Origin of the sequence: Massilia agilis (assembly GCF_024756255.1) — a bacterium.
Classification (GTDB): Bacteria; Pseudomonadota; Gammaproteobacteria; order Burkholderiales; family Burkholderiaceae_D; genus Telluria; species Telluria agilis.
This window is the reverse complement of sequence record NZ_JANUHB010000002.1, coordinates 438,501-452,478: the sequence shown is the minus strand read 5'-3', so window position 1 is coordinate 452,478 and position 13,978 is coordinate 438,501. Positions and strand designations below refer to the sequence as shown.

The following is a 13,978-nucleotide window of genomic DNA, read 5'->3' as shown; positions in this document are numbered from 1 at the left end:
CTCAATGCGCTAGGTGGAAGCACCAGCAAATATAGAGGACGGTGATGGATATTAATCTCAAAACACTGATCGGCAAACTAAACGACACCACCCGCACGGCCGCAACGCGCGCCGCCAATATCTGCGTTGGGCTGGGCCAGTACGAAGTCGATGTCGAGCACCTGTTCCTGGCGCTGCTGGAGCAGCCGGCCAGCGACTTTGCGGTTATCGCCCGCCACTGCGACATCAGCGCCACGGGACTTGAGACCGACCTGCGCAACGAGATATCGCGCTTTGCCACCGGCAGCGCGCGCACACCGGTTTTCTCGAAGCACCTGCCCACGCTGTTCGAGCACGCGTGGCTGATCGCCTCGCTCGGCAACGGCGTGCCAAACCAGATCCGCAGCGGCCACCTGCTGCTTGCGCTGCTCACCGAGCCGGACCTCGCGCAGCTGGCCCAGCGTTCGTCCAAACTGTTCGCCAGGTTCCCGCTCGACCGCCTGAAGCACGACTTCGACCGGCTCACGCGCGGCTCCGACGAGGCGGCAGCCGTCCAGCAGGCGCAGGCGACGACGGCGGACCCTGTAACGGAACTGGAGGCGCAAGCCCCCGACAAGACGCCCGCGCTGGACCAGTTCACCACCTGCCTGACGCAGCGCGCGCGCGAGGGCAAGGTCGACCCGGTGATCGGCCGCGACCCAGAGATCCGGCAAGCCATCGACATCCTGATGCGGCGCCGCCAGAACAACCCCATCCTGACCGGCGAGGCCGGCGTGGGCAAGACTGCCGTGGTCGAGGGACTGGCGCTGCGCATTGCGAGCGGCGACGTGCCCGAGGTGCTGCGCGGCGTCGAGATCCACACGCTGGACATGGGCCTGCTGCAGGCCGGCGCCAGCGTCAAGGGCGAGTTCGAGAACCGCCTGAAGAACGTGATCGACGAAGTGAAGAAGAGCCTGCACCCGATCATCCTGTTCATCGACGAGGCGCACACGATGATCGGCGCGGGCGGCTCGGCCGGCCAGAACGACGCGGCCAACCTGCTCAAGCCGGCGCTCGCGCGCGGCGAGCTGCGCACGATCGCGGCCACCACCTGGGGCGAATACAAGAAATACTTTGAGAAGGACGCCGCGCTCGCGCGCCGCTTCCAGGTGGTCAAGGTCGAGGAACCGGACGAGGAAACCGCCTGCGCCATGCTGCGAGGGATGGCGCCGCTCATGGAAAAGCACTTCAATGTGCGCATCTACGACGAGGCGATCCAGGAGGCGGTGCGCCTGTCGCACCGCTACATCAGCGGCCGCCAGTTGCCGGACAAGGCGATCAGCGTGCTCGATACCGCCTGCGCCAAGGTCGCGCTGGGCCAGAACGCAACCCCGGCGCTACTGGAGAACAGCACCCGCAAGCTCGAACAGCTCGATGCGCAGATTGCCGCGCTGGCGCGGGAGGAAAGCGCCGGGGCGGACCATGCCGCGAAGCTCACCGCGCTGCGCGCGGAGCGCGCCCGGCTGGACGGCGAGCGGCAGCAGCACCAGCAGCGCTGGGAAAGCGAGCAGGCCATCGTCGCGCGCATCCACGCCCTGCGCGCCGGCCTTGAAACGGGTGAGGGAGACCGCCAGGCGCTGGCCGCGCTGCTGGAGGAACTGCGTGCACTGCAGGGCGAAACGCCGATGGTGCCGGTGCAGGTGGACGGGCACACGGTCGCCGGCATCGTCGCCAGCTGGACCGGCATCCCGCTTGGCCGCATGGTCAAGGACGAGATCAAGACGGTGATGAACCTGCAGGCGCTGCTGGACGAACGCATCCTCGGACAGAAGCAGGCGACCGGCGTCGTCGCCCAGCGCGTGCGCACATCGCGCGCGCACATGGATGACCCGAACAAGCCAAAGGGCGTGTTCCTGTTCGTCGGCACATCGGGCGTGGGCAAGACCGAAACGGCGCTCGCGCTGGCCGACCTGCTGTATGGGGGCGAGCGCAAGCTCATCACCATCAACATGAGCGAGTACCAGGAAGCGCACAGCGTCTCTGGCCTGAAGGGTTCGCCGCCGGGCTATGTAGGCTATGGCGAAGGCGGCGTGCTGACCGAGGCGGTGCGCCGCAACCCGTACAGCGTGGTGCTGCTGGACGAAGTGGAGAAGGCTCACAGCGACGTGCTCGAACTATTCTTCCAGGTTTTCGACAAAGGCGTGATGGACGATGCCGAAGGACGCCAGATCGACTTTCGCAACACGATCATCATCCTCACCTCGAACGTGGCCTCAAGCCAGATCATGCAGGCCTGCCTGAACAAGCCGGCAGCGGACCTGCCGACGCCCGACCAACTGGCCGAGCTGGTGCGCCCTTACCTGGTCAAGCAGTTCAAGCCGGCCTTCCTCGGCCGGCTGGCGGTGGTGCCGTTTTATCCGATCAACGACGACGTCCTGGCCAGCATCATCCGCCTCAAGCTCGATCGCATCAAGCAGCGCGTGGCCGACAACCACCAGGCCGAGTTCAGGTATGACGACGCGCTGGTGGATGCCGTCCTGTCGCGCTGCACCGAGGTCGATTCCGGCGCGCGCAACGTGGACACCATCCTTAACGGCACGCTGCTGCCCGAGATCGCGGACACGGTGCTCGCAACGATGGCCGAAGGCGGCGCGATCGCCCGCATCAAGGTCAGCGCGACCAAGGCGGGCAAGTTCAAGTACGCCATCGAAGCGGCGTAAGGAGGCATCATGCTCAACATCGAACAACTGCTCGCGCCCATCAGCGAGGCGCAACCCTGCGGCGAGAACCTGGCGTTCTCGCCCGAGCTGGATGCGATTGCCAATGCGCGCCGCGCGGACGATCCAACGCTGGAGCAGGGCGCGTGGGTCACCACGCTCAAGGAAGCGGACTGGAAGTTCGTCGCAAAGCGCTGCGCGGAACTGATCGAAAAGCGCAGCAAGGACTTGCAGCTGGCCGTGTGGCTGGCCGAGGCCAGCGCCAGGACGAGCGGCCTGCGTGGCCTGGCCGACAGCCTGCTGCTGATCGGCGCGCTGTGCGAACGCTACTGGGACGACGTGTACCCGTTGCCGGACGAGGGCGGGTTCGACCAGCGCATCGGGAACCTGCATTGGATTGCCACGCGCGCGCCGCAAATGATCCTCGAGATCCCCATTACCGAAGGCCCTGCAGGCCATTCGATGAAGGACTTCGAGGTCGCCCGGTCGCACGGCGGCGAGCCGGGCGAGGAGCTGGAGGCAGCACGGCGGCGCAGTTCGCGCGCCTTCTACCAGCAGCTCATGCTGGACTGCGACCACTGCGCGGCCGCGCTGGCGGACCTGGAGCGCGTGGTCGATGACCGCGTTGGGCAGGAGGGGCCAAGCCTGTCGTCAGCCAAGGCGGCCTTGCAAAGCCTGATCCATTTCGTGACGCCGGCGGCGCGCGAAGCCGGCGCGTTGCCGGAAGCCGCCCCCGATGCCCCGGTGGAGGCCGCAGACGGGCCGGCGCCGCGGGCGATTTCGTCGGGACCGATCCAGAACCGCGCGCAGGCGCTGGCGCAGCTGCGCATCGTGGCCGAGTACTTCCGCCGCACGGAACCGCACAGCCCGGTGGCCTACCTGGCCGAAAAGGCCGCCAACTGGGGCGAGCAGCCCCTGCACCTGTGGCTGCGCGCCGTCATCAAGGACGACGCGGCGCTGGCACGGTTGCATGAGTTGCTGGGGATCGAAAGCTAAGCGCTGCGATAGATATGCGCCGTCATCCCGGCGAAGGCCGGGATCCATGCTGAACACGAACACACGCGGCTGGGGCAGGCCTTGCCGCGGCGCGCCCCGCCTTTTGCCGGGACGACGTGTGTCTGCTATCCGCGCTTACTCTTCAGCCGATTTTTCGGTCGTCTTTCCCATGCCCGGCGCCACCAGTTCCGTGGCCTTGGCCACCTGTTCCTCGACCGCACGGACCGCGTCGCGCGTGGACTGGGTCACCTTTTCGTAGCCAGCGAACGCGTTGTCGATGGCGGCCTTGATGATCTCCACCGCGTTCTCCGACCCCGGCTTCACGTTCTGCGTCACATCGTGGATCAGCGCCGTGAGCGTGTTCTTCGCCTCGTGCACGTGCGTATCGGCGGCATCGCGGAATTCGCGCAGGATGTCATCGACCACCTGCTTGAGCTCTGCGCCGTAAGCTGCGGCACCCGCCATCCCCGGCTGCACGCCGGAGGAAACCGCTGCCAGCGCCTGCTGCGGATCTTTCGCCTGGCTGAGCTCCTTGCCGACCGCCAGCGCGCCCTGCGCCGAATCCTTGGCTGCCTGCAGGTTCAGTGCCACCACCTGCTGCACCCCTTGCACCGCCTTGTTGGCGAGCGCGTTGAAGGTCTGGGTCTGCAGGTCGAACAGGGTCTTGGTGGCAGATGCAAATTGTTCCGGATTCGTAAACATGGTTTCTCCCTCGGTAGAAATGCGGTGCAGCTCGATTATTTCTGGCTAATTCTTTTCGTGCAATGGCTGTCCTGATAGGGGCCCGACGCCTTTTCCCAGCCCGGCCCCAGCGGCGTCTGCGAGCAGGCGAGCTGGCCATCCACCTTGCTGCGCCATTGGAACCAGGGCGCCGGGCCGGCCACGGCGGCGGCAACATGCAAGGCGAGGAGGAGGGCGGCGACGGTCTTCATATGCAGGCTCAGCATAACCCGATGGTACGGCAAGTCAAGGGCTTGACCTTACCATCATGGGAAGGTGTATCCTGAATTATCGAGATGAGAACGGAGGGCGGCGATGTCGTGCACCGCGAGTGAAACCAGGAACCTGAACATTGGCGAAGCGGCCAAGGCATCAGGCGTGACGGCCAAGATGATCCGGCACTACGAGTCCATCGGCCTGATCGGCGAGGCGCGCCGGACCGACGCCGGCTACCGCCTCTACAACCAGCAGGATGTGCAGGTGCTGCAGTTCATCCACCGTGCCCGCGCGCTCGGCTTTTCGCTGGAGCAGATCGGCGACCTGCTCGCGCTGTGGCAGGACAAGCACCGCGCCAGCGCCGACGTGCGCGCGCTGGCGCACCGGCATATCGAGGAACTGAACCAGAAGATCGCCGAATTGGAGTCGATGCGCCGCACGCTGGAACGGCTGGCCTCGTCCTGCCACGGTGACGGCCGCTCTGAATGCCCGATCCTGGACGACCTGGCGGGGTAGGCGGACAGCCAGAAACGCAAAACGCCGCAATCCTTTTGCAAAGATTGCGGCGTTTTGCGCCGGCTGCTGCCAGAAGATTTTGGTGCCCACGGAGGGACTCGAACCCCCACACCTCGCGGCACATGGACCTGAACCATGCGCGTCTACCAATTCCGCCACGTGGGCACTGCTATGCTGCTACTACGCTTACTTCCGCGTGGGCAGAATCTGCCCACCCTACATTCTTTGGTGCCCACGGAGGGACTCGAACCCCCACACCTCGCGGCACATGGACCTGAACCATGCGCGTCTACCAATTCCGCCACGTGGGCACTGCAATGCTACATACGACAATCAATTCCGGTAGAGTTTGGTGCCCACGGAGGGACTCGAACCCCCACACCTCGCGGCACATGGACCTGAACCATGCGCGTCTACCAATTCCGCCACGTGGGCACTGCTTCAACTACGCGGCATCGCTGCCGAGGCCGAGATTATAGCGGAACCATTGCAAAAGTCAAAGACCCCCGCGAGAAATTCCCGAGCACTGTTCGTTAGGCGAATCCAGTGGTACTCCGTTACACTATGCGTGTCTACGTGTCAATGTGATCTGACGCGCCAGCCGGACTGGCGCAACTTTTGGAAAAAACAAAACGATTTGAAGCAACCTACTCATACCATTCCCAGCCGCGAGGAGATCCTCGCCGTCTTCCGCGAAACCGGCGAGGCCCTGGACTTTAACGCCCTGGCGCGGCTCCTCAAGGTCAAACCAGCTGCACAGGAAGTGCTCACGCGCCGCCTGAACGCCATGGAGCGCGACGGCCAGCTGCGCACCGACATCAGCGGCCACTATGCACTGGCCGATCATTCCGGCTTCGTGGCCGGGCGTATCAGCGCGCACCGCGACGGCTATGGTTTCGTGGTCCCGGACGACGGCAGCGAAGACCTGTTCCTCAACGATAAGGAAATGCAGAAGGTGCTCAACGGCGACCGCGTGCTGGCACGCGTCACCGGCACCGACCGCCGTGGCCGCCCCGAGGGCACCATCGTCGAGGTGGTCGAGCGCGGCAACACCCACATCATCGGCCGCCTGCTGAACGAAGGCGGGGTGTGGGTCGTGTCGCCCGAGGACAAGCGCATCAGCCGCGACGTGCTGATCGTCGGTTCGCCCGGCAAGGCCAAGGAAGGCCAGGTGGTCAGCGTGGAGCTGATCGAGCAGCCTTCGCGCTTCCAGCAACCGACCGGCAAGGTCGCCGAGGTGCTGGGCGAGCTGGACGATCCCGGCATGGAAATCGAGATCGCCGTGCGCAAGTTCGGCGTGCCCCACATCTTCTCCAGCGGCGCCACCAGGCAGGCCGCCAGGCTGCCGTCCGAAGTGCGCGAGGCCGACATGGGCGACCGCGTGGACCTGCGCGACGTGCCGCTGGTGACCATCGACGGCGAGGACGCGCGCGACTTCGACGATGCGGTGTACTGCGAGCCGGTGAAGATCGGCCGCGTCAAGGGTTACCGCCTGCTGGTCGCGATTGCCGACGTGAGCCATTACGTCAAGCCCAACGATGCGCTGGACAAGGACGCGCTCGAACGCAGCACCTCGGTGTACTTCCCGCGCCGGGTGATCCCGATGCTGCCCGAGAAGCTGTCCAACGGCCTGTGTTCTCTCAACCCGAACGTGGACCGGCTGACGCTGGTGTGCGACATGGTGGTCACCGCCAAGGGCGAGGTCGAGGCCTACCAGTTCTACCCGGCGGTGATGCACTCGGCCGCGCGCCTGACCTATAACGAGGTGGCCGAGATCCTGGCCGAACCCAAGGGAGCGCAGGCACAGCGCCGGCTGTCGGTCGTGCCGCACCTGCTGAACCTGAACGAGGTTTTCCACGCGCTGCTCAAGGCACGCCAGGAGCGCGGCGCGATCGACTTCGAGACCACCGAAACCTACATCGTCTGCAATGCGCTGGGCAAGATCGAAAAGATCATCCCGCGCACCCGCAACGACGCGCACCGCCTGATCGAAGAGTGCATGCTGGCCGCGAACGTGTGCGCGGCCGACCTGCTGATCCGCCACAAGCACCCCGGCACCTTCCGCATCCACGCCACGCCGACCGAGGAAAAGCTGAACCAGCTGCGTACCTTCCTCAAGCAGGCCGGACTGAACCTGAACGGCGGCACCAGCCCGTCCGCCGCCGATTACGCCGCGCTGATGCAGCAGATCAAAGACCGGCCGGACGCGCAGCTGCTGCAGACCATGCTGCTGCGCTCGATGCAGCAGGCCGTGTACAGCCCGGACAACATCGGCCACTTCGGCCTGGCGTACGAAGCGTATGCGCACTTCACTAGCCCGATTCGCCGTTATCCCGACCTGCTGACCCACCGTGCCATCAAGGCCATCCTGCAGGGCAAGCGCTACGAGCCGACCGACATCGACCTGTCCAAGCTGAACACCACGATCAGCAACTCGGCGCGCAAGCAGATCGCCAAGGACCGCGCGCAGGGCAAGCAGAAGGAAGAGAAGGACCTGACGGTCTGGGACGCGCTGGGCGTACACTGCTCGGCCAACGAGCGCCGCGCCGACGAAGCCTCGCGCGATGTCGAGGCCTGGCTCAAGTGCTACTACATGAAGGACAAGCTGGGCGAGCAGTTCACCGGCGTGGTGTCGGGCGTGACGCCGTTTGGCATCTTCGTGCAGCTCGACGAGCTGTACGTCGAAGGCCTGGTGCACGTGACGGAGCTGGGTAGCGACTACTTCCAGTACGACGAGGCGCGCCACGAGCTGCGTGGCGAGCGCACCGGCAAGCGCTTTGGCCTGACCGACCGCGTGAACGTGCAGATCGCCCGCGTGGACCTGGAGTCGCGCAAGATCGACCTGGTGCTCGCTCAGTCCGGGCAAACCGGTACGTATGAGCAGGCCACATCGCCCGAGCGCAAGCGCGCTCGCAAGCCGGCATCGAGCGAGCAGCCGTCGCGCTTTGCGGTCCAGGCCGACGACGAGGAAGCGCCGGCGTCGTTCAAGCCGCCGCGCGCGGGCAAGGCAGGCAGCGCTGCGGCCAGGAGCGGCGCCCGAAAAACAGCATCCAAAAAGGCGGCCCCCAAAAAGGCCACCGCCAAGAAGCCAGCATCCAAAACGAGCAGGAAGAAGAAGTAATACATGAAAAACAAAATGATTTTCGGGTTCCACGCGGTGACTTCGCGCCTGCGGCACGAGGCGTCGTCCGTGGAAGAGATCTTCGTTGACGCCACACGCAACGACCGCCGCATGCAGGACCTGGTGGCACATGCCAAGTCGGCCGGCGTGCGCGTGATGCCAGTCGAGGCCGCGCGGCTGGACAAGATCGTGGGAACCCACCGCCACCAGGGCGTGATCGCGTTCGCGGCCCAGCTGTCGCTGGCGCGTAACCTGGACGAACTGCTCGATGCGGTGGAAGGCCCGCCGTTGCTGCTGATCCTTGACGGCATCACTGATCCGCACAACCTGGGCGCCTGCCTGCGCGTGGCCGATGGCGCCGGCGCGCATGCCGTGATCGTGCCGAAGGACCGCGCGGTCGGCCTGAACGCCACCGCGGCCAAGGTCGCCAGCGGCGCGGCGGAAAGCGTCCCGTACATCACCGTGACCAACCTGGCGCGCACCATGCGCGAACTGAAGGAACGCGGCGTGTGGCTGATCGGCACATCCGACGACGCCGACAAGGGCTTGTATGAGGCGGACTTCACCGGCCCGACGGCGCTGGTGATGGGTTCGGAAGGCGAGGGCATGCGACGCCTGACGCGCGAGACTTGCGATCTGCTGGTCAGCATCCCGATGTTCGGTTCGGTGGAGAGCCTGAACGTGTCGGTCGCATCCGGCGTGTGCCTGTATGAGGCGCGGCGCCAGCGGATCGCGAAAGGCGCCTGAGTCGCGCAAACGCACTCCGGCACGTAGCTTTCGCACGTCGTCCCCGCGCAGGCGGGGACCCATGCTGAGTTGACTGGCCCGCGGCGGCGGCTCCTTTGCGATAACGCTCCATGGGTCCCCGCCTTCGCGGGGACGACGTTTGAAATTGCAGGCGAAGAAGTTTTTCGTCGGTGTGCCGCCACTCCCCGCGCCTACTCAGCCAGAATTGACCCCCCGTAAGCAAGCGTGGTCCGAATCGGCTACCATGGCCTTGTCTTGCATTCGTAACTACACCTTTATGTTCTCCAAGCTGCGCGAAGACATCAACAGCATCATCGAGCGCGACCCGGCTGCCCGCAACGGTTGGGAGGTGCTTACCTGCTACCCCGGCCTGCACGCCATCGTCATGCACGGATGGGCGCACGCCTGTTGGACGCACGGCTTCAAATGGCTCGGGCGCTTCATCTCTTACCTGGCCCGCATCATCACCGGCATCGAGATCCACCCGGGCGCAGTCATCGGCCGCCGCGTCTTCATCGACCACGGCTTTGGCGTGGTCATCGGCGAAACCGCCGTGGTCGGCGACGACTGCACCATCTACCAGGGCGTCACCCTGGGCGGCACCACGCTCACGGCAGGCGCCAAGCGTCACCCCACGCTCGAGCGTGGCGTCATCGTCGGCGCCGGTGCCCAGGTGCTGGGTGCGTTCACGGTAGGCGAGTACGCCAAGGTCGGCTCCAACGCGGTCGTGATCAAGCCGGTGCCGCCGGGCGCCACCGCGGTCGGCAACCCGGCCCACATCGTGCGCAAGGAAGAGCAGTCGCGCAGCGCAAAAATGTTCGCCGCGTATGGCGTGACCAATGGCGACGACCCCATGTCCAAGGCGCTGCGCGGCCTGATCGACCACGTCGCCCGCCAGGACGAGCAGATGGAACGCCTGTGCGCGACCATCAAGGCCGCCGGCATCGCCTGTCCCCACCTCGGCGAGAGTGATAAACTCGACCAGGCACAACTGAATCGCCTGGTTGAATAAGGAAACGCATGACCTCAGAAAACGCGGGAGCCTTCGATCCCGCCGCCCATCTCGACGCTGTCGAGCTCCGCGTGCTTGCGGTGCTGGCCGAAAAAGAAGCGCTCACCCCTGACAATTACCCGATGTCGCTCAACGCGGTCGTCAACGGTTGCAACCAGCTGTCCAGCCGCGACCCGGTGATGCAGCTGACCGACGACGAAGTGCAGGACACCCTGCAGCGCCTGATGGAGCGCAAGCTGGTCAACTGCATCACGCAAGCCGGCGCGCGCGTGGCCAAGTACGAGCACCGCATGCGCATCAAATGGTCGCTGGAACAGGACAAGCTGGCCGTGCTCACCGTGCTGATGCTGCGCGGTCCGCAAACGGCGGGCGAGGTGCGCACCCGCACCGGCCGCCAGCACGATTTTAAATCCGTGGCCGAGGTCGAGGGCGCGCTGCAGTTCCTGATCGATAAATATCCGCCGCTGGTGGCCAAGCTCGAGCGCGCGCCCGGCACCAAGGAACATCGCTACGGCCAGCTGCTGGCCGGCGAGATCGAACTGGCGCACGAGGATGCGCGCACCGGCGCCGCGGCCCCCGCTGGCGGCGGTCGCGTCGCCCAGCTCGAGCAGGAAGTGGCCACGCTGCGTGCCGAGGTCGAGGCGCTGAAGACCCAGTTCGACAGCTTTCGCAAGCAGTTCGAGTAACCTGCCCGGACCGGCGTTACTGCGCAGCGTACTCCAGCGTAATCAACGCACTGTCCGGCCACTGCTGGTTTCCGAGCGGCACCTTGTAGCTGCGCTTGTGTACGGCGAGCTTGAGCGAGCGCTCGCCGTCGGTCAGGGTGGCTGACCGCAAAGGCTGCTCCGCCTGGTACGAAAAGGTGACGTCGCCCTTGTTGGTCATGCACCAGTCCGTCGTCAGCAGGACGGTGTTCGCCAGCGCGACGATCCAGAACGGGATCTCCTCCTTCGCGATTGCCACCTCGACCTTGCATTCGAGCCGCAAGTCGCCAAGCCGGCGCACATTGTCCGCCAGTCCCGGCGTGCGGACATTGGCGCCGATCTTGTATTGCCCCTTCTTCCTGTTGAAGATGAGGTCGGCGTTCGCGTCGTACGCCGCTTCGCTGCGGGGCACCGAGAAGATGCCCTGCGCGGAAACCGGTACCGGAATCGAAAAGTCGTCGCTGGCAATGCGCAGCGCGAGGGTCGAGCCATCCTCCTCCGACAGTCCGTTGTCCGACGTGTGGCACATGCCGATGCACTTGGCGCGGTTGGCGACCACGCGAAAGCGCAACTGCGGCACGTCCGGGGCCAGGCGGTGCTGGCGGTCGAAGGTTTCCAGCCCTGCCCACACGGCGCGGTACGACTTCATCTCGGGCTTGCGCACTCCTTCGACCGGCACCGTCTGGATGTCGTCGTCCTGTGCGAACGCAGCGCCGCACAGGGCAAGGCTGAGCAACAGTGACGTTGCGTGCTTCATGCTCAGCCCTCGTCGCGCCAGCGGCGCAGGCGGATCGCGCCGAAGATCATCGCGACGCCTGCCGCAACGCCGATCCATGCGTCGGGGCCGGCCAGCGTTCCCCACGACTGCGCCACTACCGCGCCCAGGTCCAGCCCCTTGTGGGCGGTGTTCAGCAGCAGCGACGGGTCGATATCCTTGTAGCTGAACCAGATGCCCGGCACGATCCCGGTGAGCGCGCGCGCCACCACATCCTGCATGAACGCCATCAGGCCGGACATATCGCTCCCGGTGGTCTGGCTCAGCGTCAGGCTGACCCACTTGGCGATCACCAGCGTGACCAGTGGCGTGCCCACGGCCCACAGGAACACCTTGGAGCGCGCCCAGCCCGACACGAGCATCAGCCACCCGATCGTGGGGGCCGCCCACAGCGCGTACACCGGCAGCAGGCTGGCCAGGGCCAGCGGCGCAAGGTACAGCTGCGGGCTGGCCAGCACATCGCCGAACAGGTTGACGCCGTTCACCGCCAGGGCCGCGCAGGTCAGCACGACCATCAGGAGAGACACGGCGACCGCAAACGCCATCGTGATGACCGGCGTGACGATGACCGCGGTCAGCACCTTGGAGAGCACGGTCATCTCGTCGGAGGTCGGCAGCGACTTCCAGAACAGGATGCTGCGGTCGCGGCGCTCGTCGTACAGCGCGCCCAGGCAATAGAAGAACACGACGATGGCCAGCATCATGAACAGCGGGGCCGAGACGGCGAGGTAGCCGCTGGTGATCATGCTGATGACGTCGCTGCGCAGGTCCATCGGCAGCGCGCGGAATACAGTGGCCTGGTGGACCGGATGGCCATTGATGGTCATGTGCACGCCGTGCTTGGCGAGTCCGAAGATCATGCTGCTGCCCATCGTGGCGAGCAGGATGCCCGCCACCACCAGCGGTGTCCAGAACATCGATCCCTTGTGCTCCCAGAATTCGCGGCGGAGCAGCCATTTCAGCGTATTCATGCGTAGGTTCCTTTCATCGTTGCCACGAACAGGTCGGCCAGGCTCGGGTTGCGCGTTTCGCCAAGCGTGGCGAGCTGGGTGCGCGAGACGCCATCAAAGAGCATGACCGGCTTGCCGAACACGGTGCGCGTGTCGATCGGGGCGAGGGCGTTGGCGGCGGTGACCTTGTCGGCCGCGACCATCACTTCGGTGTAGCGCTCGCCGATTTCGTCCATCGAGGCCGACAGCACGATCTTCCCTTCGCGGATGAACATCAGGTCGGTGAGGATGTGCTCGATCTCCTCGACCTGGTGGGTCGTGATGACGATGGTCTTGTTCTCGTCGAAGTAATCCTCCAGCAGGTTCTGGTAGAACTGCTTGCGGTAGATGATGTCCAGGCCCAGCGTGGGCTCGTCCAGCACCAGCAGCTTGGCGTCGATTGCCATCACCAGCGCCAGGTGCAGCTGCACGATCATCCCCTTGGACATCTGCTTGACCTTCATCGACGGGGTCAGCTTGGTGTTGGCGACATAGCGCTCGGCCTTGGCGCGGTCAAAGCGCGGGTGCACGCCGGCCACGAAATCGATCGCTTCGCTCACGCGCAGCCAGCGCGGCAGGATCGCCACGTCGGCGATGAAGCACACGTCCTGCATCAGCTGGTCGCGCTGGGTGCGCGGGTCCAGGCCGAGCACCGACAGCTCGCCCTCGAACGGGATCAGGCCCAGTGCAGCCTTGAGGGTGGTGGTCTTGCCCGAGCCGTTCGGGCCGATCAGGCCAACGATGCGGCCGGCCGGAATGTCGAAGCTGATGCCGTCAACCGCGGTGCGCTTGCCGTAGCGCTTGGTCAGGCCTTTGGCGGAGAGGGCGCTCATGCCGCACCTCCGGGCTGCGTTTGCGCGAGCAGCGCGGCCGGGTCGATGCCCAGCCGGCGGATGCGTTCGAGCATGGCGGGCCATTCCTCGCGCATGAAGCGCTCGCGCTCGCTGGCCAGCAGTTTTTCGCTTGCACCTTCGGTAACGTACATGCCGATTCCCCTTCTTTTTTCCACGAGTTGTTCGTCGACGAGTTCCTGGTAAGCCTTGGATACGGTGATCGGGTTGAGCTGGTACTCCGCCGCGACCTGGCGCACCGAGGGCAGGGCATCGCCTGCCTTGAGCACGCCGTCGAGCATCATGCCGACCACGCGATCCTTGAGCTGGCGGTAAATGGGTGTGTTGTCGTTCCAGCCGACTGTCATGGGCGGCCTCCTTGGTTGGTGAAACTTCGCAATGGACCACTTCTGGTGAAGTATTGAAGTGGTGTTGTAGTGAAGTATAACAGTGACGCTGGATGTGTCAACAAAAATATTGAACGACTTGGCGCAAGGCGACCTTGCGTTGTTCAGCTAGCATTGGCTGCTTCGTTGTTACAAGGATTCCAGAGCGGCCAAACTGACGATATTGCGGGCGTTGAAGGACTTGGACAATAATCCGTACAAAGGGCCAGTGCAGGTGTCGGTCGTTGTTGTTGACAGAAATGGGAATGCGATGCCGGTCGAGTTGGGGCA

General features: G+C 65.1%; 13 protein-coding genes and 3 tRNA genes. 7 read left to right on the top strand and 9 right to left on the bottom strand.

From position 1 onward, the window contains the following. Window positions 1-44: 44 nt before the first annotated feature. Together tssH and tssA are read left to right on the top strand one after the other, a co-directional pair. On the top strand, window positions 45-2,678 hold the full coding sequence (gene tssH, locus NX774_RS08980) for a type VI secretion system ATPase TssH (RefSeq protein ID WP_258821833.1): 2,634 nt from the start codon (window positions 45-47) through the stop codon (window positions 2,676-2,678). Between the two features lie 9 nt (window positions 2,679-2,687). Continuing rightward, complete coding sequence (gene tssA / locus NX774_RS08975) at window positions 2,688-3,671, top strand: type VI secretion system protein TssA (protein ID WP_258821832.1); 984 nt, start codon at window positions 2,688-2,690, stop codon at window positions 3,669-3,671. Window positions 3,672-3,806: 135 nt separating this feature from the next. Here the strand turns inward: tssA and NX774_RS08970 are convergent, their stop codons facing one another. Continuing rightward, a complete protein-coding gene (locus NX774_RS08970; RefSeq protein ID WP_258821831.1) occupies window positions 3,807-4,373 on the bottom strand; it encodes a phasin family protein in 567 nt (188 codons plus the stop codon). A 35-nt stretch (window positions 4,374-4,408) separates the two neighbouring features. Then, complete coding sequence (locus tag NX774_RS08965) at window positions 4,409-4,603, bottom strand: hypothetical protein (RefSeq protein ID WP_258821830.1); 195 nt, start codon at window positions 4,601-4,603, stop codon at window positions 4,409-4,411. 103 nt (window positions 4,604-4,706) lie between these two features. On the opposite strand from NX774_RS08965, the gene cueR reads away from it, so the two are divergent. Further along, window positions 4,707-5,123, top strand: a complete 417-nt coding sequence (gene cueR, locus NX774_RS08960) for a Cu(I)-responsive transcriptional regulator (RefSeq protein WP_258821829.1) — start codon at window positions 4,707-4,709, stop codon at window positions 5,121-5,123. Between the two features lie 80 nt (window positions 5,124-5,203). On the opposite strand, the gene NX774_RS08955 is transcribed toward cueR, so the two are convergent. From NX774_RS08955 to NX774_RS08945, 3 genes are all read right to left on the bottom strand, one after another. Continuing rightward, window positions 5,204-5,288, bottom strand: a tRNA-Leu gene (locus NX774_RS08955). 61 nt (window positions 5,289-5,349) lie between these two features. Further along, window positions 5,350-5,434, bottom strand: a tRNA-Leu gene (locus NX774_RS08950). A 39-nt stretch (window positions 5,435-5,473) separates the two neighbouring features. Beyond that, window positions 5,474-5,558: transfer RNA gene (locus tag NX774_RS08945), tRNA-Leu, on the bottom strand. 202 nt (window positions 5,559-5,760) lie between these two features. Here NX774_RS08945 and rnr point away from each other — a divergent pair. The 4 genes from rnr to NX774_RS08925 all read left to right on the top strand — a co-directional run bounded on the left by rnr (window position 5,761) and on the right by NX774_RS08925 (window position 10,689). Then, a complete protein-coding gene (gene rnr / locus NX774_RS08940) occupies window positions 5,761-8,244 on the top strand; it encodes a ribonuclease R (protein WP_258821828.1) in 2,484 nt (827 codons plus the stop codon). 3 nt (window positions 8,245-8,247) lie between these two features. Next, a complete protein-coding gene (gene rlmB, locus NX774_RS08935; RefSeq protein ID WP_258821827.1) occupies window positions 8,248-8,991 on the top strand; it encodes a 23S rRNA (guanosine(2251)-2'-O)-methyltransferase RlmB in 744 nt (247 codons plus the stop codon). Window positions 8,992-9,268: 277 nt separating this feature from the next. Then, complete coding sequence (gene cysE, locus NX774_RS08930) at window positions 9,269-10,003, top strand: serine O-acetyltransferase (RefSeq protein WP_258822729.1); 735 nt, start codon at window positions 9,269-9,271, stop codon at window positions 10,001-10,003. A gap of 8 nt (window positions 10,004-10,011) precedes the next feature. Beyond that, complete coding sequence (locus tag NX774_RS08925) at window positions 10,012-10,689, top strand: YceH family protein (RefSeq protein WP_258821826.1); 678 nt, start codon at window positions 10,012-10,014, stop codon at window positions 10,687-10,689. Window positions 10,690-10,705: 16 nt separating this feature from the next. On the opposite strand, the gene NX774_RS08920 is transcribed toward NX774_RS08925, so the two are convergent. Genes NX774_RS08920 through NX774_RS08905 form a run of 4 tightly spaced genes read right to left on the bottom strand, consistent with a single transcriptional unit; the run spans window position 10,706 to window position 13,669 of the window. Beyond that, window positions 10,706-11,464 (bottom strand): hypothetical protein, encoded by a 759-nt coding sequence (locus NX774_RS08920; RefSeq protein ID WP_258821825.1) that lies wholly within the window; start codon window positions 11,462-11,464, stop codon window positions 10,706-10,708. A 2-nt stretch (window positions 11,465-11,466) separates the two neighbouring features. Beyond that, entirely contained in the window at window positions 11,467-12,453 is a 987-nt protein-coding gene (locus tag NX774_RS08915; RefSeq protein ID WP_258821824.1) for a hypothetical protein, read from the bottom strand. Further along, a complete protein-coding gene (locus tag NX774_RS08910; protein ID WP_258821823.1) occupies window positions 12,450-13,304 on the bottom strand; it encodes an ABC transporter ATP-binding protein in 855 nt (284 codons plus the stop codon). The genes NX774_RS08915 and NX774_RS08910 overlap by 4 nt, the downstream gene beginning before the upstream one ends. After that, on the bottom strand, window positions 13,301-13,669 hold the full coding sequence (locus tag NX774_RS08905) for a GntR family transcriptional regulator (RefSeq protein ID WP_258821822.1): 369 nt from the start codon (window positions 13,667-13,669) through the stop codon (window positions 13,301-13,303). The genes NX774_RS08910 and NX774_RS08905 overlap by 4 nt, the downstream gene beginning before the upstream one ends. Window positions 13,670-13,978: the final 309 nt, after the last annotated feature.